This is a genomic window from Pararhizobium sp. O133, assembly GCF_051669845.1.
Taxonomy (GTDB): Bacteria; Pseudomonadota; Alphaproteobacteria; order Rhizobiales; family Rhizobiaceae; genus Pararhizobium.
On the sequence record NZ_CP196426.1, the window covers coordinates 2,554,611 to 2,576,758 of the forward strand.

The 22,148-nt window shown below is 61.2% G+C and carries 18 protein-coding genes and 1 riboswitch; of the genes, 10 read left to right on the plus strand and 8 right to left on the minus strand.

Annotated features, from left to right (window positions below):
• Positions 1-244: 244 nt before the first annotated feature.
• On the plus strand, positions 245-1,618 hold the full coding sequence (locus ACST81_RS12210) for a class II 3-deoxy-7-phosphoheptulonate synthase (RefSeq protein ID WP_438747970.1): 1,374 nt from the start codon (positions 245-247) through the stop codon (positions 1,616-1,618).
• A 116-nt stretch (positions 1,619-1,734) separates the two neighbouring features.
• The gene (locus tag ACST81_RS12215) at positions 1,735-2,133 is read left to right on the plus strand and encodes a GFA family protein (protein ID WP_438747972.1); all 399 of its coding nucleotides are present in this window, start codon (positions 1,735-1,737) and stop codon (positions 2,131-2,133) included.
• 27 nt (positions 2,134-2,160) lie between these two features.
• On the opposite strand, the gene ACST81_RS12220 is transcribed toward ACST81_RS12215, so the two are convergent.
• The 3 genes from ACST81_RS12220 to ACST81_RS12230 form a co-directional block, all read right to left on the minus strand.
• Complete coding sequence (locus ACST81_RS12220; RefSeq protein WP_438747975.1) at positions 2,161-3,078, minus strand: hypothetical protein; 918 nt, start codon at positions 3,076-3,078, stop codon at positions 2,161-2,163.
• A 207-nt stretch (positions 3,079-3,285) separates the two neighbouring features.
• The gene (locus tag ACST81_RS12225) at positions 3,286-3,810 is read right to left on the minus strand and encodes a DUF1003 domain-containing protein (protein WP_438747976.1); all 525 of its coding nucleotides are present in this window, start codon (positions 3,808-3,810) and stop codon (positions 3,286-3,288) included.
• A gap of 143 nt (positions 3,811-3,953) precedes the next feature.
• Positions 3,954-5,900, minus strand: a complete 1,947-nt coding sequence (locus ACST81_RS12230; protein WP_438747978.1) for an LTA synthase family protein — start codon at positions 5,898-5,900, stop codon at positions 3,954-3,956.
• Positions 5,901-6,175: 275 nt separating this feature from the next.
• On the opposite strand from ACST81_RS12230, the gene ACST81_RS12235 reads away from it, so the two are divergent.
• The 3 genes from ACST81_RS12235 (at position 6,176) to ACST81_RS12245 (ending at position 9,555) form a co-directional block, all read left to right on the plus strand.
• Positions 6,176-7,855 carry an NAD+ synthase gene (locus tag ACST81_RS12235; protein WP_438747979.1) on the plus strand — a complete coding sequence of 560 codons (1,680 nt, stop codon included), beginning with the start codon at positions 6,176-6,178 and terminating at the stop codon, positions 7,853-7,855.
• 21 nt (positions 7,856-7,876) lie between these two features.
• Positions 7,877-8,716: a TolB family protein gene (locus ACST81_RS12240; RefSeq protein WP_438747980.1), complete on the plus strand. Its 840-nt coding sequence runs from the start codon at positions 7,877-7,879 to the stop codon at positions 8,714-8,716.
• A gap of 107 nt (positions 8,717-8,823) precedes the next feature.
• Positions 8,824-9,555, plus strand: coding sequence for an NYN domain-containing protein (locus tag ACST81_RS12245; RefSeq protein WP_438747982.1), 732 nt, complete (start codon positions 8,824-8,826; stop codon positions 9,553-9,555).
• Between the two features lie 356 nt (positions 9,556-9,911).
• Here the strand turns inward: ACST81_RS12245 and ACST81_RS12250 are convergent, their stop codons facing one another.
• A complete protein-coding gene (locus ACST81_RS12250; RefSeq protein WP_438747984.1) occupies positions 9,912-10,940 on the minus strand; it encodes a LacI family DNA-binding transcriptional regulator in 1,029 nt (342 codons plus the stop codon).
• A gap of 105 nt (positions 10,941-11,045) precedes the next feature.
• Here ACST81_RS12250 and ACST81_RS12255 point away from each other — a divergent pair, with 105 nt between their 5' ends.
• The 3 genes from ACST81_RS12255 to bluB all read left to right on the plus strand — a co-directional run bounded on the left by ACST81_RS12255 (position 11,046) and on the right by bluB (position 14,131).
• Entirely contained in the window at positions 11,046-12,239 is a 1,194-nt protein-coding gene (locus tag ACST81_RS12255; protein WP_438747986.1) for a phytanoyl-CoA dioxygenase family protein, read from the plus strand.
• Between the two features lie 80 nt (positions 12,240-12,319).
• The gene (locus tag ACST81_RS12260) at positions 12,320-13,141 is read left to right on the plus strand and encodes an SDR family oxidoreductase (RefSeq protein ID WP_438747988.1); all 822 of its coding nucleotides are present in this window, start codon (positions 12,320-12,322) and stop codon (positions 13,139-13,141) included.
• Between the two features lie 42 nt (positions 13,142-13,183).
• Positions 13,184-13,395: riboswitch (cobalamin riboswitch) on the plus strand.
• Positions 13,396-13,438: 43 nt separating this feature from the next.
• Positions 13,439-14,131, plus strand: coding sequence for a 5,6-dimethylbenzimidazole synthase (bluB, locus tag ACST81_RS12265; protein ID WP_438747990.1), 693 nt, complete (start codon positions 13,439-13,441; stop codon positions 14,129-14,131).
• On the opposite strand, the gene ACST81_RS12270 is transcribed toward bluB, so the two are convergent.
• Positions 14,132-15,253 carry a DUF2865 domain-containing protein gene (locus ACST81_RS12270; RefSeq protein ID WP_438747992.1) on the minus strand — a complete coding sequence of 374 codons (1,122 nt, stop codon included), beginning with the start codon at positions 15,251-15,253 and terminating at the stop codon, positions 14,132-14,134. It abuts the gene before it with no gap.
• 171 nt (positions 15,254-15,424) lie between these two features.
• Positions 15,425-16,069, minus strand: coding sequence for an acyl-homoserine-lactone synthase (locus tag ACST81_RS12275; protein ID WP_438747994.1), 645 nt, complete (start codon positions 16,067-16,069; stop codon positions 15,425-15,427).
• A gap of 190 nt (positions 16,070-16,259) precedes the next feature.
• Between ACST81_RS12275 and ACST81_RS12280 the strand changes: the two genes are divergently transcribed.
• Positions 16,260-17,630 (plus strand): IS1182 family transposase, encoded by a 1,371-nt coding sequence (locus ACST81_RS12280; RefSeq protein WP_438747995.1) that lies wholly within the window; start codon positions 16,260-16,262, stop codon positions 17,628-17,630.
• A 191-nt stretch (positions 17,631-17,821) separates the two neighbouring features.
• Here the strand turns inward: ACST81_RS12280 and ACST81_RS12285 are convergent, their stop codons facing one another.
• On the minus strand, positions 17,822-18,559 hold the full coding sequence (locus ACST81_RS12285) for a helix-turn-helix transcriptional regulator (protein ID WP_438747997.1): 738 nt from the start codon (positions 18,557-18,559) through the stop codon (positions 17,822-17,824).
• 166 nt (positions 18,560-18,725) lie between these two features.
• Positions 18,726-21,038, minus strand: coding sequence for an NADP-dependent malic enzyme (locus tag ACST81_RS12290; protein ID WP_438747999.1), 2,313 nt, complete (start codon positions 21,036-21,038; stop codon positions 18,726-18,728).
• A gap of 204 nt (positions 21,039-21,242) precedes the next feature.
• Between ACST81_RS12290 and ACST81_RS12295 the strand changes: the two genes are divergently transcribed.
• Positions 21,243-22,082 (plus strand): UDP-2,3-diacylglucosamine diphosphatase, encoded by an 840-nt coding sequence (locus tag ACST81_RS12295; RefSeq protein ID WP_438748001.1) that lies wholly within the window; start codon positions 21,243-21,245, stop codon positions 22,080-22,082.
• Positions 22,083-22,148: the final 66 nt, after the last annotated feature.

Below are 22,148 nucleotides of genomic sequence, written 5' to 3' on the forward strand. Positions count from 1 at the left end.
CCGCCGCAATCTGTGCGCGCCTAAACGGTTGCGCACACTTTGGTGGTACAATGGCTTTGCAATCCTCATGTTAACGTTTATAAGCCCGCATCCGCAAAATCGCCGTTTCTTCCGTCAAGAAGAGCGGCGATTGGCGACAGCGTCGCAGACAGACGGCTCAAATCCGGTTTCAGGCAGCACTTGATGGCGGCAATCCGCTGATGTGACTGGAGGCGGATCCCGTGCAAGGAAACAGGTGATCGAAATGGCACAGAATTGGACCCCGAACAGCTGGCGGCAGAAGCCCATTCAGCAGGTTCCGGACTATCCGGACAGCGCAGCCTTGGCTGCCACCGAGGCGCAGCTTGCGACCTATCCGCCGCTGGTCTTTGCAGGCGAGGCGCGCCGTCTCAAGGGCGCTCTTGCCAATGTTTCGGAAGGCCGCGGCTTCCTGCTGCAGGGCGGCGATTGCGCCGAGAGCTTTGCTGAGCATGGCGCCGACAATATCCGCGACTTCTTCCGCGCCTTCCTGCAGATGGCTGTCGCCCTGACCTTTGGCGCCCAGCAGCCGGTCGTCAAGATCGGCCGGATCGCCGGCCAGTTCGCCAAGCCGCGCTCGTCCAACATCGAGAAGCAGGGTGAGGTCGAGCTGCCGAGCTATCGCGGCGACATCATCAACGGCATCGAATTCACCGAGAAGGCCCGTATTCCGGATCCGGAGCGTCAGATCATGGCATACCGCCAGTCGGCGGCGACGCTCAACCTGCTGCGCGCCTTCGCCCAGGGCGGATATGCCAATCTGGATAACGTGCACCAGTGGATGCTCGGCTTCGTCAAGGATAGCCCGCAGGCGGAGCGTTACCGCAAGCTCGCCGACCGCATTTCCGAAACCATGGATTTCATGAAGGCGATCGGCATCACGCCTGAGAGCAATCCGAGCCTGCGCGAGACCGATTTCTTCACCAGCCACGAGGCTTTGCTGCTCGGCTACGAGCAGGCGCTGACGCGTGTCGACTCGACCTCGGGCGACTGGTACGCCACCTCCGGCCACATGATCTGGATCGGCGATCGCACCCGCCAGCCCGATCACGCGCATGTCGAATACTGCCGTGGCATCAAGAACCCGATCGGCCTCAAATGCGGTCCTTCGCTGACCGGCGACGGATTGCTCGAGCTGATCGACATCCTGAACCCGAACAACGAAGCCGGCCGCCTGACGCTGATCTGCCGCTTCGGCCACGACAAGGTTGCCGAACACCTGCCGCGCCTGATCCGCGCCGTCGAGAAGGAAGGCCGCAAGGTCGTCTGGTCCTGTGACCCCATGCACGGCAACACGATCACGCTCAACAACTACAAGACCCGTCCCTTCGAGCGGATCCTGTCGGAAGTTGAGAGCTTCTTCCAGATCCACCGCGCGGAAGGTTCGCATCCGGGTGGCATCCATATCGAGATGACCGGCAACGACGTCACGGAATGCACTGGCGGCGCCCGTGCGCTATCCGGCGCCGATCTGGCCGATCGCTATCACACCCATTGCGATCCGCGTCTCAACGCCGATCAGGCGCTGGAACTGGCCTTCCTGCTTGCCGAGCGCATGAAGGGCGGCCGTGATGAGAAACGCATGGTCGTCAACGGCTGATCAGCTCTGCTGACGCTTGATTGAGCGAATTGAAATTGACAGAACCGGGCCGGCTGACGAAGCTGGCCCGGTTTTTCATGCTCGGATGACGGGCCAATAAATATTCGGGGATCAAGATGGCTGACGAACATGCGGGCTCGTGCAATTGCGGATCGGTGACGTTTCGCACACGCGGCAGGTTGCGGGAGGTGATCGCCTGTCATTGCTCCCAGTGCCGCAAGCAGACGGGGCTCTACTACGCTGCAACCAACGTCCTCGACAGCGAGCTCGATCTGGAAGGGGCTGAGAACATCACCTGGTACCAGTCGAGTCCGGAGGCGCGTCGTGGCTTCTGCAAGACCTGCGGGTCGGCGTTGTTCTGGAGAATGAATGACGCCGATTATACGTCGATCATGGCCGGCGCGTTTGACGGCCCGACAGGATTAGCGTTCGGCTATCATATCTTCTGCGCCGACAAGGGGGATTTCTACGAGATTGATGACGACTTGCCGAAGTTTGCGCAGTCGAACACGTGACATCCGTCGGTACCAGAAGCCGGAGCGTCAGGAAGTTTTCGGCGCTTCTTTCGCAATAGCAATCGATTGCACGGCCTGGCGATAGGCCCGGTCAAGCGCGCTGAACTTGACGGCCTGCCAGCGCTGGTAATCCCGGATGAACGAGGCGGCGGCCAGTATGGTCTTGCGCGTTCCCTTGCCATCCTTGATCTCGATCGATCCCTGCGCCTCCGCTCGGCCGAACAGGCGGCGCACATGGGTGCGCGACAGGGAATAGTGGGTGGACAATTCGGAGAAGCGCAGGCCCTCGATCCGGTGATAACCGTCCTCCGGTATGAGGTTGATCAACCGTGCAACGAAATCGTCGAGAATCAGGCCGCCATATTCGGTCCAGACGAAACAGGAAATGCTAAGGGGTGGCTCGCGCCATGCCCTGTCGGCGATCAATCGCTTGGCGGCGATTGGCTGTGCACGTCGGAAAATCTCCGAATTGGCTTCGAGTGTCTCGACGCGATTTCCCTGATCGAGCAGATCGAGGCTGCGCATCTGGCCGCGAAACCACAGCCCCATCGCCTCATGGCTCGCCTCGGTCGGCTCCAGCGGGCGGCTGCGCTTGCTGGTGCTGCCGGGCACGTCACGGATGAGCTTGTAGGCCAGCAGTTCGGAGAGGAAGGCAGTCGCCGTATTGCGGCTGGCCGCGCCGAAATCCGTGATGCTGTCGAGAAGCCTGGACGCGGTGATCCCGGACAGAGGGTCGGCCGGATCACGCTCCAGATGCAGGGCATAGGCCGCCTGAGTCAGCAACCATTTCTGCTGGGCCGAAACCAGGCGGGCGGTGCGCGGGAACCGGTCATAGAGCTCGATCATGTGCCGTGCGCCCTGCTGCAGGACGCTCAGGAACTCCGGATTGGCAACCAGTGCATCCGCTTGCGGGTCGGAGACTGCTATGGGTACTGTGCCGGTCATGGATATCGAAAGTCCGGTGAATGCGGGCATCGCGGTTAGAATCAGCGAGGGCTGATTGAAAGCTATGTCGCCGGGCAAACGATCAAAGTCCATCTTTTGTTGCATCGATCTCATCGATGGTGGATGTTGCCTAACATTTTCACAGGAAGTGCCGAGGAACGAGATCGTGTCTCAAGCGCCCCGGATTGGCGGATCACCGTTCTCCCCTTAATGCTCCAACTGCGCCTGCAGGCGGCCGACATCGGCGCGCAGCTCGGCGATCTCGCGCAGCAGGACTGTATCGATCTTGTGATGCAGCGAAATCAGCTCGACCTCGGACTTGAGATTGACCTCGTAGTCCTTCGAGGCATCGAACCGGTCCTTCATCGCCTGCCGGTTCTGCGACATCATGATGATCGGCGCCTGCAACGCAGCGATCATCGACAGGAGCAGATTGAGGAAGATGAAGGGGTAGGGGTCGAAGGCATCCCGCATCAGCAGGATCGTATTGGCCGTCGTCCAGACAATGAGGAAAATGATGAACCCGATGATGAAGCCCCAGGAGCCGCCGAAACGGGCAATTCCATCCGCCAGCCGGTCACCGAAGCCTTGGCTCGCCACGAACGCCGCGTTGGTGTCCTCGGACAGGATCTTGCGCTCTTTCGCCTTGTGAAGGACGCGACGCTCGACCGCGCCGAGTTCGTCGCTCATCTTGCCGAACAGAAGGTGGGATATTTCATCAAGGTGCGACATGGGCAGGCTCCGTTTTGAACGTCGCCCTTTCTAGCCCATGCCGGCGATCTCGTGAAACGCCGGCTAGAGTGCCGCGCGTCAAATATGACGCGCAAAGGTCGCTGTGACCCCTTAAATGTGCAGTAGGGCGTTCCGCCAGTTTTTCACATCGCCGCCGGGAACAGGTCCGAGTGTGATTCGAAGAAGCGTTCCGTACCGTAACGCTTGCCGAACATCATGTCGTGCTGCAGGAAACGGTAGTCGCGGATCAGCGGCGGAGTGGTCTTCTGGCGCGACCAGGCGGCGGTGTCCTTGCCCTTGGCATCGACGAGCATGTAGCGGTCGATAACGCGGTACCGGTCGAAAACATTGCCGAGGAAGCCGGTATAGTAGGGATGCTCGAATCCGCCCTGCTTGAGGATCTGGTAGGACAGGAAGGCCGGGCTGATCGTGCCGATATCCTTGACCGGGCCGGTCTTGTTCGACCAGACGACCAGCGGCGTTTCGTGCTGCGCCTTCATCTGCTCGAGCGAACCCTTACGTGATGCCGTGACCTCATTCATGAAGCCGGTGTTCGGATAGACCGTGTTGAGCGGCGGCAGGTGGTCGCCGAACAGAACGATGATCGTTTCGCGGTCACGCTCGCTGGCCCAGTCCATCAGCATCTTGAGGCTGTCGTCGGCTTCCTTGACGCCCTGCGCATAGGTGGCCAGCACCTGGCGATCGACCTCCGGCAGATTGCCTTCGACCTTGATCGTGTTCTTGGCGTAGCGATTCGCCTCATAGGGACCATGACCCTGCAGCGTCACCGTGAAGAAGAAGAAGGGATCGCGCAACTGGTCGGCCTGGCGGATGATTTCCTTGGTCAGCGATTCATCGGATGCGAAGATGCCGCGCTTCTGCATGACCGGCATGTTCTCTTCCGACTTGAATTGCTCGAAGCCGAAAGCCTTGTAGACGGCGCTGCGGTTCCAGAACCATTTCTGGAACGGATGCACGGCGCGCGCGACATAACCTTCGCCGCGGAAGAAGGTCGCAAGCGAGGGGATCGGATTGCGGATATACTGCTGGTAGGGAATGCTGCCATAGGGCAGGAACGCGTTGGAAAAGCCCGTCAGCGCTTCGAATTCGACATTGGCGGTCATGCCGCCGAATTCCGGCGAGAAGACGTTGCCCGACTGCATGGCGCGGATTGTCGGCATCGGATCGGGCGACAGCTTGACGTTGGGCAGGCGCGTCGGATCCCAGAAGGACTCGCTCATCAGCACGATGACATCGGGCTTGCCGCGGTGGGTCGTGCCGGCCGGAACCGGCTTCACCGGGATCGTGTCGATCGCATCCGACATATAACCGGCGGGGGCGGTGACATTCGCCATTGGCAGGTTGAGGGCAAAGGCCATCAGGAAGCCGTTGTGGCGATAGTTCTCCGTCTGGTCCCACATGATCGGGATGATCCGCAGGCGATCGCGCACCCAGGAGAAATTGTTGTAGTCCATGATGTGGTAGAAGAAGCCGAGCAACGGGAGCGCGACGGCCAGCCGCGCCATCCGCTGGCGGCGGGTGAGCACCGGAAAACGGCGCCAGGCGAAGCGCACGAGCCAAGCCAAGGCCATCAAGGCAACGATGATGCCGACCACCACGCCGACGAACGTCCACGGGCGGTCTTTCACGAGAACCGGCATCAGTTCCATGATCTGCCGGCCGAAGAGGAAGTCGGTCGGGTAGAGCGGATCGGACAGGAAGATCTGCTTCTGGCGGCTGACGAGCGCCGGGATCAGCGCCAGCGGCGCGACCAGGATCACACCGTAATTTTCGCGCGAGAACAATGCATCGAGCGCGATGAAGACGAGGAAGAAGACCCCGATCGTCGTCCAGGCCGGACGGGCCGGATCGAGGAAGAAGGACACGACCTGGCTCACCGAATCGCGGGCGATCCATTCGACGACAAAGATCAGGGAAATGGAGAACAGCAGCGTCACCGCCAGCCGCCGGGCGATGGAAAGCGCCTTGCCGGCGCGAACGCCCGTGCCGATCTGGGGGACGTAGACATCGGAAACGCTGACCGCGGTTACTGCCGATTCAAAACTGGCCAAGGCCGTCTCCAATTTCACAAAACTTTCGTCAGGCTGTCATACAGATGTCATCTTGAACGCAAGATGAATAAGTCAAGCGGGATGCCTTCCCCACAATGTCTTGAGAGGCTGAACGCCCTGCTGCGTCGGGATTTCGTGATCTGTGGAAACGAATCCGGATAAGATTCTCGTGAGCAATTCGCTGATTTTCTCTGTTTTGCGGAACGGCAAGCAGGTATTCTGGCGCGGAATGCGATAAACAGCTTCGCGGATGCCGCCGCATCCGCGAAAGCAGATCCAGCACAGGCCTGTTCATGACCGCGCAAAAGACCATTTCCAACACGTTCCGTATCGCCGTTGCCCAACTCAATCCGACCGTGGGCGATGTTGCCGGCAATCTTGCCAAGGCCCGCGAGGCGCGCGCCGATGCAGCGCGCAGCGGCGCCGACCTGTTGCTTCTGACTGAACTGTTCATCTCCGGTTATCCGCCGGAAGACCTGGTGCTGAAGCCGGCCTTCCTGAAGGCCTGCCAAAAGGCGGTCGATACGCTGGCGGCCGATACGGCCGATGGTGGGCCAGGCGTGATCGTCGGTTATCCGCGCCAGGGGGAAACGGGACGGCACAATTCCGTTGCCGTTCTCGACGGCGGTCGCGTCCTTGTCGTTCGCGACAAGGTGGATTTGCCCAATTACGGCGAATTCGACGAAAAGCGCGTTTTCACGGAAGGCGCGATGCCAGGACCGGTCAATTTCCGCGGCGTGCGGCTCGGCATCCCGATCTGCGAGGAAATCTGGAACGAGATGGGCATCTGCGAGACGCTGGCGGAAAGTGGTGCGGAAATCCTGCTCGTTCCCAACGGTTCGCCCTATTATCGCGGCAAGGTCGATGTCCGCCACCAGGTTGTCCTGCGCCAGGTGATCGAGACCGGTCTGCCAATGGTGTTCGCCAATCAGCTTGGCGGCCAGGACGAGCTTGTCTTCGACGGTGCGAGCTTTGCCTTCAATGCCGATAGGACACTTGCTTTTCAGATGAGCCAGTTCGAAGAGAGCATTTCCATCTCCGAGTGGCATCGGAACGGCGACGGCTGGGTGTGCAGGCAGGGCATGATGTCCCGGTTGCCGCAGCAGGAGGAGGCCGATTATCGCGCCTGCCTGCTGGGGTTCCGCGACTACGTTAACAAGAACGGTTTCAAGAACGTCGTGCTTGGCCTCTCCGGCGGCATCGACTCGGCGATCTGCGCCGCGCTGGCGGTCGATGCGCTGGGCGAGGAGCGGGTGCGCACGGTGATGCTGCCCTATCGTTATACCTCGTCGGATTCGTTCAAGGACGCAGAGGATTGCGCCAAGGCGCTGGGCTGCCGCTACGACACCATTCCGATCGAGGAGCCGGTTCAGGGCTTTCTCAATGCGCTGTCGGAAACGTTCGAGGGAACCGAGAGCGGCATCACCGAGGAAAACCTGCAGAGCCGGACGCGCGGCACGATCCTGATGGCGCTGTCCAACAAGTTCGGCTCGATGGTTGTCACCACCGGCAACAAGTCGGAAATGTCGGTTGGGTACGCGACCCTCTACGGTGACATGAACGGCGGCTTCAATCCGATCAAGGATCTCTACAAGATGCAGGTCTACGGCCTGTCGCGCTGGCGCAACACGACGGTGCCGCCGGGTGCGCTCGGCCCCTCCGGCGAGGTCATTCCGAAAAACATCATCGACAAGGCACCCTCGGCGGAGCTTCGCCCGAACCAGACCGACCAGGATTCGTTGCCGCCCTATCCGGTGCTCGACGACATTCTCGAATGCCTGGTGGAAAAGGAGATGAGCACGGAGGAGATCGTCGCGCGTGGCCATGAAGAGGCAGTCGTGCACCGGATCGAGCATCTGCTCTACATCGCCGAATACAAGCGCCGCCAGTCTGCACCGGGCGTGAAGATCACCAAGAAGAACTTTGGCCGCGACCGTCGCTATCCGATCACCAACCGGTTCCGTGACCGATAGACTTTCGAATTTGGGGATGGCATGCGCAGTTCGGTGGAAATCTACACTCTGGAAAGCGGCAGGAGCCGCGTCGTTTGGCAGACGGACCGGCTGGTCGAAGCGCCGAATTTTTCGCCCGACGGTACCGCGCTGGTGATCAACGGAGACGGCTTGCTCTATCGGCTGCCTCTCTCCGGTGGAGAGCCCGTGCTGATCGACACTGGCTTTGCGCGGGAATGCAACAACGACCACGGCATTTCGCCTGACGGCCGGACGATCGTCATCAGCGACAAGACCGAATTCGGCGCCTCGTCCATCTACACGCTGCCGGCAATCGGTGGTACGCCGAAGCTGGTGACGCAAAACAGGCCGTCCTACTGGCATGGCTGGTCGCCGGACGGATCGACGCTCGCCTATTGCGGCATTCGCGACAACGTGTTCGATATCTACACCATCCCCGTCGAGGGCGGCGAGGAGAGCCGGCTGACTTTCGGTGAAGGACGCAATGACGGTCCGGACTACAGTCCCGATGGCGAATGGATCTATTTCAACTCCAGCCGCACCGGCCGCATGCAGATCTGGCGGATACGCCCCGGTGGTTCGGATGTCGAACGCGTCACCGACAGCGAATACGGCGACTGGTTCCCGCATCCGTCTCCCGACGGGCGCCATCTGCTGGTGCTTTCCTATGACGGCGACGTCTTCGACCACCCGCGCGACCTAGATGTCCGGCTCCGCTTGATGGATCCTGATGGCGGCAACGCGCGCGTGCTGTTCGACTTGTTCGGCGGGCAGGGCACCATCAACGTCCCCAACTGGTCGCCCGACGGCGCTGAATTCGCTTTCGTGCGCTATGAGGCGGAAGCATCGCAGTCGAGCTAGTCTGCACAGTATGTCTTAACGATATCGCGTCAAAGTTGCGCGCGTCTGCTTGCGCGTCATGACGTCTCTCCCCATTGTTTCTGTCAAAGCCGGGGAGAGATCAGGACATGCAGTCGAGAGTGGTCATTTTCATCGATTCGGAAAACGTTTCGGCGGCGCGTGCGGCCCAGGTCTTCGGAGTGATCAGTTCCCAGGGAGTGCTGGTGGCCCGGCGTGCCTACGGGGATTTTGCCAAAGGCGCCGGCAGTGCCTGGCTTGACAAGGCGCCGCAATACGCGATCGACACGGTGCAGGTTTGCAGTCCGGCCAAGGGAAAGAATTCCAGCGACATCCGCCTGACGATCGATGCCGTCGAGTTTCTCGCTGGAGATCGAGCCGACACGTTCTGCCTCGTCTCGGGTGATGCCGATTTCACACCGCTGGCGATCCATTTGCGTGGTGCAGGCAAAAGGGTTATCGGTATCGGCGGTGAAAAGGCCTCGCTATCGTTTCGACAGAGCTGCGACATCTTCCATGTCATCGGCCAGCCGGAAAAGGCGGCGAAACCTTCCGCCAACCCAGTTCCTGTAAAAAAGGCTGTCGTTCCCACGACGCCACCCCTGTTGCCGCTTGTTCAAAAAGCTATTCGCACGCTCGACGGAGAGGTGACGGATGGATGGGTCTTTCTCGGCAAGTTGGGGGCGGCTTTGCGGGTGGTAAAACCCGGTTTTCAATTGAAGACATATGGCGCAGCGACCCTCAAGAAGGCGCTCCGAAAGGAGCCTGCCTTGGAACTCGAAACGCGCGAGGCGGGCGATTTCGTGCGCATCAGGCGAAAGGTTGCTATCCTTTCCGCCTGAGGCTTGCCTAAACCAGCCTGTTTAAATGAAACTCGCGCTTGAGCAGGGAACACGGCAGCCGCGTGGCTCAAAACCGATCTCGCGTTGAAACCGCCCAGCCGCAGGCCGCGCCAATAGCTATGCCCATGGCAATCCCCACTGGAGTATTGCCTAACGCGGTTCCTATGACCGCTCCAGCGCCGACGCCGAATGAAATCCCTATGACCATTGCAAAAGCATAAAGCCTGGTTGTGACCACAAGGTGGCGCTGATCCGCCATCTTGCCAAACCGCGCAGCCGCAACCGTGTCCAGATGGTCTTCGACGTCGAGCAGGACGCGGACAAGGTCATGCCGACCGAACAGGCGGCTGACCGTCTTAACCTGCTTGGCTTGGGATGTTGTAGGGCGTGATGACTTCGACCGCCGAGAGCGACGGCATGCCCGGAATGGAAAGCGCATTGCGTCGGCCCATGATCGCCCGGAAAGCGGCGCGGACATCCTTCTTCAAGTCATGGTGCAGCACGTAGTGAATCCGACGTGACATGAGCAGGTCGAGATTGGCGGCGTCGAGGTCATGCGCGACAAAGATTGCGCAGGAAAACCCCGCTGCCGCGAAGGCTGCAAGCACCGCCCGGTTGCCGCCGCCGATCGAATAGACCGCGTTGATCGCAGGATTGGCCGCGAGCGCCTCGGCGGCAAGCGCGCCGGTTGCCGCATCACGGCCAAGGCCTTCGCTGATCTCGACGATTGCGATCGACGGATACCGTTCGCGCAATGTGCGGCGAAAGCCGATCTCACGTTCCTCCTCGCCCCTGAAACGGCTGCTTGACAGGGTAACGAGCACAGTTGCTTGCTGTCCGGCAAAGCGCTCGCCGATCAGATAGGCGGCCGTTTCACCGGCGGCCCGGTTGTCGGCGCCGGCATAGGCGGTGCGCGGCGCGTTTGGCAGGTCGGTCACCAGTGTCACGACGGTGATGCCTGCCTGTTCAGCCCGCGCGACGGCGGCACCGATATCCGGCACGTCAGGCGCCTTCAGCACGATGCCGTCGGTGCCGCGCAGGCGAATGCGATCGAGGCGCTGGACGATCTCCTGCGGCCGCATCGACTCGGCGAAATGAAATCGGCAGCGAAACACCGTTGGCATGAATGTGGCGTTCTCGCTCTCGAAGGCGGCGCGCACCGTATCGGTGAACCGGTCCGGCGCTTCCATGATCACGTCGATACCGAACTTCCGGCCCTGGATTTCGATGCCAGCCTGCTGGTTTTCCAATTCGCGGATGGCGGCATGGACCCGCAGTTCTGTCTGCTTGCGGACGCCGTCGCGGCCGTTCAGCACGCGGTCGACGGTCGCGATGCTGAGGCCAGCCTGGAACGCGATGTCCTTGACCAGAAATTCGTGCGCCATGCAAGAGCCTTTCTGATGTGTTTTTGATGTGTTTCTGCTCTATATCAGCTTTTTCCGGCGGGTATAGTTCATCCATCAAACATCACTCGCCGGGAGGAAAACGGCATGAAATCCGACAATCCGCTGAAACTGCGTTCCGATCGTGTCTGGCTGACCGAGGCGGCCTGCGATCTCGACGACTTCCGCGCTGAGGTTGAGCGCACGACGCAATTGAGCGACTATCCGCATGCGGCAGCGGTCGAGAAGAACGTGCTGGTCTATGACGGTGCGAGTGTGCTGAAGGCTGCAGCGACGACGGAAGGCCGCCGTGCCGTGCTCGCCGAAATCTGCGAGGCCTTTGCCACCGGTCCCGGCATTGTCGTGCTCAAACAGGCTTTCACCGATACGTCCGTGATCGACGCGGCAAGCGCCATCTTCGACGAGATCATCAACGAGAAGCATCGGACGAACAGCGGCGGCGGCGATCATTTTGCCAAGCCAGGCGCCAATGATCGTATCTGGAACTCGCTGGAAAAGCATTGCCTCAAGGATCCGGAGAATTTCGCCGCCTATTACGGCAATGCGCTGATCGCGCTGGTCAGCGAAGCCTGGCTCGGCCCGAGCTACCAGATGACGGCTCAGGTCAATCGGGTCAATCCGGGTGGTGCGGCCCAGTCGGCGCACCGCGACTACCATCTCGGCTTCCAGAGTTCGGCGGTGATCGAACAATTCCCGGCACATGTGCACCGGCTGTCCCCGGTTTTGACGCTGCAGGGGGCGGTCGCCCATTGTGACATGCCTCTGGAAAGCGGGCCGACATTGTTCCTGCCCTACAGCCAGACCTATGTGCCCGGCTATCTTGCGCTGAAGCGCCAGGAGTTCCGCGATTATTTCGATCGCCATCACGTCCAACTGCCGCTGTCGAAGGGCGATCTGGTGTTTTTCAATCCGGCGCTCTATCACGCCGCCGGCACCAATCGCTCGGAAAACATCAAGCGTGTCGCCAATCTCCTTCAGGTTTCCTCGGCCTTCGGCCGGGCGATGGAGACCGTCAATCGCGAACGGATGAGCGGAACGCTCTACCCGGCGCTGAAGGCCATGCTGGCCGATGGACGCCTGACGCAGGCCGAGGCCGCCTGCGCCATCGCCTCCTGCGCGGAAGGTTATTCCTTCCCGACCAATCTCGACCGCGATCCGCCGCTCGGCGGGCTGGCGCCGAAGACACAGGCACAGCTGATGCATGAAGCGCTGGCCGCGGACTGGGACGCCGCGGCTTTCAACGTGGCACTGGCGGCTCAATCCGAGAAGAAGTTGAGCTGATCTCGAACACAAATTGTATGTCACGCTTCCGCCGGCAACCGGGCGGACGTTTTGTGCGTCATGACCAATGGAGGAATGAAATGAGCAAGGATCATGGCCGGCTTGACGGCAAGATTGCCATCGTTACCGGGGGGACGCAGGGGCTCGGGGCAACGATCGCATCGCTGTTTGCCGAGCGGGGGGCAGCCGGCATCGTGATCTGCGGCCGGAATGCCGCAAAGGGCGAGGCCAAGGCCGCCGAGATCGGCAAGGCGACCGGTACACGCGTTGTTTATGTGCAGGCTGATCTCGGCGAGGTCGCCGATGCGGCCAAGGTGGTCGCCACCTGCGACAGGGAGTTCGGCCGCGTCGATGCGCTGGTGAACGCGGCCGCGATCACCGATCGTGGCACGATCCTCGATACCAGCCCGGAACTGTTCGACCGCATGTTTGCCGTCAACGTCCGCGCACCGTTCTTCCTGATGCAGGAAGCGATCAAGGTCATGCGTCGCGAGAAGATCGAGGGCACGATCGTCAATATCGGTTCGATGTCGGCCAAGGCCGGCCAGCCGTTCATCTCCGCCTATTGTGCCTCCAAGGGGGCGCTGGAGACCCTGACCAAGAACACGGCCTATGCCGTGCTTCGCAACCGCATCCGTGTCAACGGCCTCAACATCGGCTGGATGGCGTCGGAAGGCGAGGACCGCATCCAGCGGGAATTTCACGGCGCTGCCAGCGACTGGCTGGAAAAGGCGGCCGCGAGCCAGCCGTTCGGCCGTCTTGTCGACCCGGCTGAAGTGGCGCGCGCCTGCGCCTATCTGTCGTCGGATGAGTCCGGGCTGATGACCGGTTCGGTGATCTGCTTCGACCAGTCGATCTGGGGCGCCTATGACGGTTCGCCGCATCCGGAAGCGGCCATGTGATATCGCATGAGCGGACCGCCTTGCATTCGGCGGCCCGCTATGGGCATATCTGAGGCGTCAGGTGCCCGCGAAAGCGGGAGAATCGGGAATCCGGTGAAAATCCGGAACGTGCCCAACGCTGTGATGGGGACGACCTTGTATTGGGGAACCTTGAATATTTTCAGGTTCCTGCCACTGAATCCTCAATGGATTTGGGAAGGCGGCAAGGTCGGGTGATCCGCAGTCAGAAGACCGGCCTGGTGAGATAGACTGCCCCGCGCGGACGGCGGGAGGTTGCGCATTGTTGGGGATCGAACGATGCTGGCTGAACCACAAGACCGCCTTGTAAAGGCGGACGCATTTTCATCGGACGAGCGCGCCGCCGTCTACCGCGCCATCGAAACCCGCCGTGACGTTCGCGACCAGTTTCTGCCAAAACCTGTTCCAGACGAATTGATCACGCGATTGCTGGCCGCCGCCCATAGCGCGCCTTCGGTCGGCTTCATGCAGCCCTGGAATTTCATTGTCGTGCGCGACGAGGAGAAACGCTCCGAGGTGTTTCGGGCCTTCCAGCGTGCCAACGAGGAAGCGGCGTTGATGTTCGAGGGCGCCGCGCGAGACACCTATCGTTCGCTGAAGCTCGAAGGCATTCGCAAGGCGCCGGTCAGCATCTGCGTGACCTGCGACCCAACCCGCGCCGGCAAGGTCGTTCTCGGCCGCACCCACAATCCGCGCATGGATGCCTTCTCAACGGTCTGCGCCGTGCAGAACCTGTGGCTTGCCGCCCGCGCCGAAGGCGTCGGCGTCGGCTGGGTCAGCATCTTCCATGAGCGGGATATCAAGGCCGTGCTTGGCATTCCGGAGCATATCGAGATCATTGCCTGGCTGTGCCTCGGTTATGTCGATACGCTCTATTCGGAGCCGGAACTGGCCGTCAAAGGCTGGCGCCAGCGCCTGCCGTTGGACGAACTCGTGTTCAACGATGCCTGGGGTGTTCGACCCGGCGAGTGATCAGTTGGTCTGCTGCGGCTGGTAGCCGGGGCCGGTCGGATGTCGCAGGTCGATCGCGCTTTCCTGCGAGGGCAGGAAGCTTGGGCCGACCACCCGAACCTTGCTGTTGGCCGGGTCATAGGGGCGATCGACGACCATGCTTTTCGGGATCTGCTTTTCCGGCGGCTTGCGCGTCGTGATGATGACGATGCCGCTGCCGTCATCCGGCGTGCTCTGGTTTGTCGCTATCTGACCGGCCGGCGTGCAACCGCACTGGCCGGGCTGGCTCAGGTCCCGGGTCTTGTAGGCAAAGGCTGTCGGCAGGTCGGCATAGGGTTCGCCGGTCGCGGCGGAGACCATCTGGTCTGTCTCCTCGGTGGCCAGTGCATGGTAGTAGAGCGACGTCTCCGCGCCCGGGCAACGCCGCTGGCAGGTTTCGGCATCGCGCTGGAAATCGGCCGGGCCTGCATTGGACGAAATCGGGAAGAAGGCGCCATCGCAGGTTCGCACACAGAGGGTGCGAAGGCTGCCCTCATAATCTCCCGAAAGCCCGGAAATATCCGGGAAACCGCTGCCGCCCCGCATCGTGGCGAAGCCCTCGCTGATCGGCGGCAGGTCGCTGAGGATATTGCGGTGGGTTTCCGGCTCTTCGGCCGCGGTCTTCAGGATTTCCTCCTGCTCGTCGGCGCAGCCGTTGACATCGAGGGCGGCCATGATGCGGCGGCGGCTGATTTCGCTGTCGCCGCCCGAGACGAGATACTCGCGCCGCGCCTTCAGCGTCTGGAGGTTCATCTCCATCTGCGAAATGTCGGTGCTGAGGTTTTCGCAGGCCTCCTCCTTCGGGTCGCCGACGATGATGATACTGCTGTGGAGGCTGCATCCCAGCCGCCGGCGCTCACCGCGCGCCTTACGCAGGTCGAGGTTCTGGCGGGAGATGGCGCCGGTATAGTCGCGCAGATTGGCGTTAGAGGCGATGATTTTCGGCAGGCTCGATAGGCGCGCATTCAGCCGCTCGCACACGGCCGAGGCATCGGCGGTGGTCGTCATGACCATCAGAAGCGGCGCAAGCAGCGCTGCGAAGCGAACCGAACGGAAGACCACTGTTCTCTCTCGCCTGGATGAACGTTTTTTGCTTTTTGCCATGCGCGCCGCGGGTTCATGACGGCTGCAATGGATCGTCGTTCACATCATAGCCTCATTCGAAAACGGTGCAATGACGACCATCGGTGAGCGTTAACGGGCGGGCGGAAAACTTTGGAAATGTGGCGTGAGAGCCGCGATGGCCGCTCTCCGCTTCAGGTTCTGTTGCCCGCTTTATGCTGCCCGTGCCATATCGAGCGACATCGGCCACTCAAGCACCGGCCCGCCGATTTCCGCCACCGCTTTCATCGTGTCGAGCAGATCGGTGGTCACCTCCCAGGCGACGGCGACGGCATGGACAGAGCCGAGGCGATGGGGATCGCCGATCCGCTCGCCGGGGCAGCCCATGCGCCGGAACATCCGCTCCAGAAAGACGTCGGTGACGGTGACGATATGGCTGAGGCCGGAGGCCAAGCCAAGCTCGCCGACGCCGCACATCAGTTCTGCAGCTGCGATCGTTACCTGATTGGACCCGCGATCCTGGGAAATCATCGGATCGATGCAGAAGCGGCTGGATTCCCAGACCGAGGCGCTGCGAATTTCAGGTGAGTCGCCGAGCAGGATCGGGAAGGTGTCGTCGAGCATATTGGGGCCGAGCGTCGGCAACAACCGCAGAGCGCCGCGGAGCCGCCCGGTTTCGTCGGAATGGGAAAGCACATAGATCGGGTTGGCATCGTCATAATGGTCGATCTCCCAATCGTCGCGGACGGAGACGTCCCATTTCAGCAGGTCGTGGAAAACTTGCTTGCGCAGCTTGAACATGGCGTCGAGTTCAGCCGGGTGCCGCCGGGCGGCGTGGGCGTTCAAAATCCTGATCATCGTTTGCTCCTGTGATCGAAAGCCAGGAGCAAATGCTGTCAGGAAACGGCGGACGGCAAAACTGTCGGTAGTGACAGGTTTGGAATGCACGCCGGCATGCTACGAAAACCAGTGCGTCCTGTAAGGACGCACTGGAGCAGACTGCTGACAAACCTCTGGCCACAGCCAGGGGTTTGTGATTCAGTGGGACATGTTGAAGAAACCTGCTCCCGAACAGACGGCTCTCGAGATGGTGACGCTCGATGAGCTGGTGCCAAAGGATCATCTGGTTCGCAAGATCGATGCGGTGATCGACTTCTCCTTCATCCATGACCGCGTTGCCGGGCACTACTGCGCCGACAACGGCCGGCCGGCCCTCGATCCGACCTGCATGTTCAAGGCGCTGTTCATCGGCTACCTGTTCGGGATACGCTCGGAGCGGCAGTTGGTGCGCGAGATCGAAGTCAACGTCGCCTATCGGTGGTTCTTGCGGATGAAGCTGACCGACCCGGTCTTTGATGCCTCGACGCTGTCGCAGAACCGCCGCCGTCGCTTCAAGGATACCGACGTGGCGCAGGATATCTTCGATGCGATCGTCGAGCAGGCGATCCGGCACGGCCTGGTCGATGGCACGGTGCTGTACACGGATTCGACGCATCTGAAGGCCAATGCCAACAAGGGCAAGTACGACTTGGAGATGATTGCCAAGTCACGCGCCGACTACTGGACCGATCTCGACCGGGCAATCGAGGCGGAGCGCGCCGCCCATGGCCAGAAGCCGTTGAAGGAAAAAGAGCGCGAGCCTATGGTGAAGGAAACCAAGGTCAGCCGCACCGACTCGGACAGCGGCTATATGGTGCGCGACGGCAAGCCCAAGGGCTTCTTTTACTTGGATCATCGCACGGTGGATGGCCGCCATGCCATCATCACCGACACCCATGTGACACCTGCCAATGTGCATGACAGCATCGTCTACCTCGAACGCCTCGACCGGCAGCGCGCGCGCTTCGACTTCAACGTCGGTGCGGTGGGGCTCGACGCGGGCTATGCCACGTCGGGCATCGCCAAGGGACTGGAGGACAGAGACATCCTCGGAGTGACCGGCTATCGCAACCCGACACCGCCCAAGGCCGGGATGATGCGCAAGTCGAAGTTCGTCTACGAGCCCGAGACGGACGGCTATCGCTGCCCTCAGGGCCAGTTGCTGACCTATGCCACCACCGACCGCACCGGCTACAAGCATTACGGCTCCGACCCCGCCCTCTGCCGTGACTGCCCGCTGCTTGCCTCCTGCACCTCTAACGCCAAAGCAGAGCGCACCATCACCCGCCATGTCTGGCAAGATGCCCGCGAGCGAACAGACGCTCATCGCAAGACGCCTTGGGGCAAGGCGATTTACAAGCGGCGAAAGGAGACGGTCGAGCGCTCCTTTGCCGACGCCAAACAGCTTCACGGCCATCGTTATGCACGCTTCCGCGGCCTGATCAAAGTCAGATGGCAATGCCTTCTCGCCGCCGCCGCGCAGAACATCAAAAAGATCGCAACCGCAATGACCAAGGCTTCAAAGCCCGCCTGGGGATAAGGCCATGGCCCGCTTCGGATAACACTACCCGGCCGCACAAACACTACCTGAGCGCGCACTCCACAAACAAGAAAACCCGCCGAGAAAAATCGACGGGTTTGTCAGCAGTCTGAACCAGTGCGTCCTGTAAGGACGCACTGGAGGAGGGATGGAATGGGGCTGGAGCGATCAGTACGATCGGCAAGGCTGGCTCAAAGCGACGAGATCAGGTCGCGCCGGACGGCCTGCGCGACGGCCTGGCTGTTGGAGACGACGTTGAGCTTGCGGCGGGCATTGGTCATGAAGAAGCGGACGGTGCGCTCGGAAATGCCGAGGATCGTGCCGATCTCCCAATAGCTCTTGCCGGCGGCTGCCCAGCCGAGCACCTCGGTCTCGCGGTGGGTCAGTGCCTTGGTGCAATGGTCCGACAGCTGGATGCGGTTGTCGTTTTCGAGAAGGGAAGCGTGAAAGAGATTGGCGAGCAGCTGGAAATCGCGCAGGTGGCAGCGCTTGTAGGCCGGCCAGTCTTCCGCCTTCATGTCGGCCTGGATGGCAAGGAAGGCGATCCGCCGCGTCGGCGTCGGGAGCGGCAACGTCACGCCTTCAAGCCCGTGACCGAGTTCGGCGGCCGCGGCAAACAACGGCTCACTGTCGGGATGCAGCTTGCGGGCGGTCGCCCAGTCCACAGGACGCACACCGCCCATCGCCATTTTGAGAACCGGATCGATCCGCCTGAAGCCGCCGTCCATATAGGCGCGCAGGCTGCCGGCACCGAGCGTATGGTGCAGTCGGTGGATTGCAAAACCCGCCGCGAACACATCGGCGTCGAGGTAAAGCAAGTTCGCAATGCTGAAAGTGCCGCGCATCAGGTCGAAAAACTGTGTTGGTTCAACGAGTTTCTCGTTTTCCATAATGTCCAGCAGGTCAAAGAACGCCTGTTGGTCCGCCATGCCGCATACCCTGTTATTCTATGGGTTTCAGCATGATTACGGTTTCAGTCTTTGTCCAGCGCAATCTTCGGTAAACTGGATATTTATAGGAAATTAAACCTATAATTGCATTTTTGAGCGCTTTTCACTCAATGTGAGCCGGAGGATATCCAGCCCACATTGGCGGTCACGCTGGATACGACGCTTCGACCACCGCAAGCGCGGCCATGTTGACCACGCCGCGCGACGTGACCGACGGCGACAGGATGTGCGCGGGCAGGGCCGCTCCAAGCAGGATCGGGCCGACATGCAGGCTGTCCGTCATTGTCTTGACGACGCCGAGCGTGATGTTGGCGGCATCGAGATTGGGGAAAACCAGAAGATTGGCTTCGCCGGCCAGCGTGCTGTTTGGCATGACGCGCTTGCGCAGGGTTTCCGAAATGGCGGAATCCCCGTGCATTTCGCCGTCTGCTTCGAGATCCGGCTCCCGTTCGCGGGCGAGCTGCATCGCCTTGCGCATCTTCGTGGCGCTCTCGGAATCGCGCGAGCCGAAATTGGAATGCGAGACAAGGGCGGCGCGCGGGGTGATGCCGAAGCGGCGGATTTCCTGCGCCGCCATGATCGTCTTTTCCGCAACTTCTTCGGCGCTCGGATTGAAGGTCACATAAGTGTCGGTCATGAAGGTCGCGCCGCGCTGGGAGATCAGCAGGCTGAGGGCGGAGAAGTCGAGAACGCCCTCGCGTTTGCCGATGATCTGGGAAACATCGCGCAGGTGACGGCTGTAGCGGCCTTCCACACCGCAGATCAGCGCATCGGCCTCACCGCGCCGAACGGCGAGCGCGCCGATGACGGTCTGGTTGGTTCGCACGATCGTGCGGGCTGCTTCCGGAATGACGCCGAGACGGCCGACGAGCGAGAAATACTCGTCGACATAGTCGCGGAAGCGCGGATCGCCTTCCGGGTTCACGACTTCGAAATCGGTATCCGGCCGGATGCGCAGGCCATAACGCTTCAGGCGGGTCTCGATGATATGCGGGCGGCCGATCAGGATCGGGCGCGCCGTTCCGTCTTCGAGCAGGACCTGGGCGGCGCGCAGCACGCGCTCGTCTTCACCTTCCGCGAAGATGACGCGGTTTTTCTGGGCGTTCTTGGCGGCCGCGAAAATCGGCTTCATGATGAAGCCGGAGCGGAAGACGAAGCGGTTGAGCTGGTCGAGATAGGCATCGAAATCGGCGATCGGCCGATTGGCGACGCCACTGTCGGCGGCGGCCTTGGCAACCGCCGGCGCGATGCGCAGGATCAGCCGCTGGTCGAACGGCGAGGGGATCAGGTAATCCGGGCCAAAGACCGGTGTTTCGCCCGAATAGGCGCGGGCGGCGACATCCGACGGTTCCTCGCGGGCAAGCGCGGCGATGGCGCGCACGGCCGCCATCTTCATTTCCTCGTTGATCGTCCGGGCGCCGCAATCGAGCGCGCCGCGGAAGATGTAGGGAAAACACAGGACATTGTTGACCTGGTTGGGGAAATCGGAGCGGCCGGTGCAGATCATCGCGTCCGGGCGGGCGGCGCGCGCGACCTCGGGCATGATCTCGGGATTGGGATTGGCGAGCGCCATGATCAGCGGCTTTTCGGCCATCTGGACCAGCAGTTCCGGCTTCAAGACGCCGGCGGCGGAGAGTCCGAGGAAGACGTCGGCGCCGGCAATGCTGTCGGCCAGAACACGGTTGGCGCTGTCCTGCGCGTAGATCGACTTCCACTGGTCCATCAGCACTTCGCGGCCGACATAGACGAGGCCTTCGAGGTCGTGTACCCAGATATTTCCCGGCTGCGCGCCGAGCGTCACCAAAAGGTTGAGGCAGGCGAGTGCGGCAGCACCGGCGCCGGACGTGACGATCTTTGCGTTTGCGATGTCCTTGCCGGCGAGTTCAAGGCCGTTGAGGATGGCGGCGGCGACGATGATGGCGGTTCCGTGCTGGTCGTCGTGGAAGACCGGAATATCCATCTTCTCGCGCAGGCGACGTTCGACCTCGAAACATTCCGGTGCCTTGATGTCCTCAAGGTTGATGCCGCCGAATGTGGGTTCCAGCGCGGAAATGACATTGACCATCTGGTCGATTTCCGGGGCGTCGATCTCGATGTCGAAAACGTCGATGCCGGCAAACTTCTTGAACAGGACGGCCTTGCCTTCCATTACCGGTTTGGAGGCCAGCGGTCCGATATTGCCGAGGCCGAGCACGGCCGTGCCGTTCGACACGACGGCCACGAGGTTTGAGCGTGCGGTATAGTCGGCGGCTGTCGCCGGATCGTCACGAATGGCAAGACAGGGGGCTGCGACACCCGGCGAATAGGCAAGGGCGAGGTCGCGTTGGTTGCCGAGCGGCTTGGTCGGCTGGATCTCGAGCTTGCCGGGGCGCGGATAGCGATGGAAGAACAGCGCTTGCTCGTCGAGGTCGCCGCTTGCGGGTGCCGTTGGGGTCTTGGCCTTGTCGCCGGTGCTCATAATGTCAATTCCTCGCATGTCGTCGCGGCTCTTTTTGCATGAAACGAACCGTCCGTACAGTTTTGAAAAGCCTGTTTATGGCCGGTTTTCTCGAACAGCTGTCTTGCCCGTCGCGGGCCGCGTTCCACAGGCTGTCATTCTCCTGAAACAAGAGTCTGTTTTTGAAGCCCCTTAAGAGAGCCCGAGAGACCTTTGCGAGGCAACATGACCGAGAAAGAGCAAGAGCCAGCCATTCGGCATTTCAGGACCCTGTTCATTTCCGATGTCCATCTGGGATCGAAGGCGGCCAAGACCGACTATCTTCTCGATTTCCTGCGCGTGACGGACGCCGAGACCATCATTCTCGTCGGCGATATCGTCGATGGCTGGCGGCTCAAGCGCAGCTGGTACTGGCCGCAGTCCTGTAACGACGTCGTGCAGAAGCTGTTGCGCAAGGCCCGCAAGGGCAGCCGCGTCATCTATATCCCCGGAAACCATGACGAATTCATGCGGGATTTCCCTGGGGTGCATTTCGGCGGCATCGAGGTCGCCCAGCGTCACATGCACGACGGTGCCGACGGGTTGAAATATCTGGTCCTGCATGGCGACGAATTCGATGTCGTGGTGCGCAATGCGCGCCTGCTCGCCTATCTCGGCGATTGGGCCTATGACATGGCGATCGCCATCAACATTGGCCTGTCCGCCGTGCGCCGGCGCCTCGGCTTGCCCTACTGGTCGTTTTCCGCCTGGGCCAAGCTGCAAGTTAAGCATGCGGTGAATTTCATCGGTGAATTCCAGAAGGTCGTGGCGGAAGAGGCGCGCCGGGAAAATGCCGATGGCGTCATCTGCGGCCATATTCACCACGCCGTCATCGAGGACATCGGCGGTATCCGCTACATCAATACCGGCGACTGGGTTGAAAGCTGCACGGCGATCGCCGAGCATCACGACGGCACGATGGAACTGATCACCTGGCGCCAGCTGAGCGGCGCTCTTGTCGTGAAGGAAGATGCGTCCGAAGTCGAAATGATGATGATACAGGCTCTTTCGCAACAGGCGGCGTGAAAAGTGCACGCGCTGAAGATGTAGGGAAATCTAGCTGCTGGCGTGGTTGTGAGCCACTGTGATAGA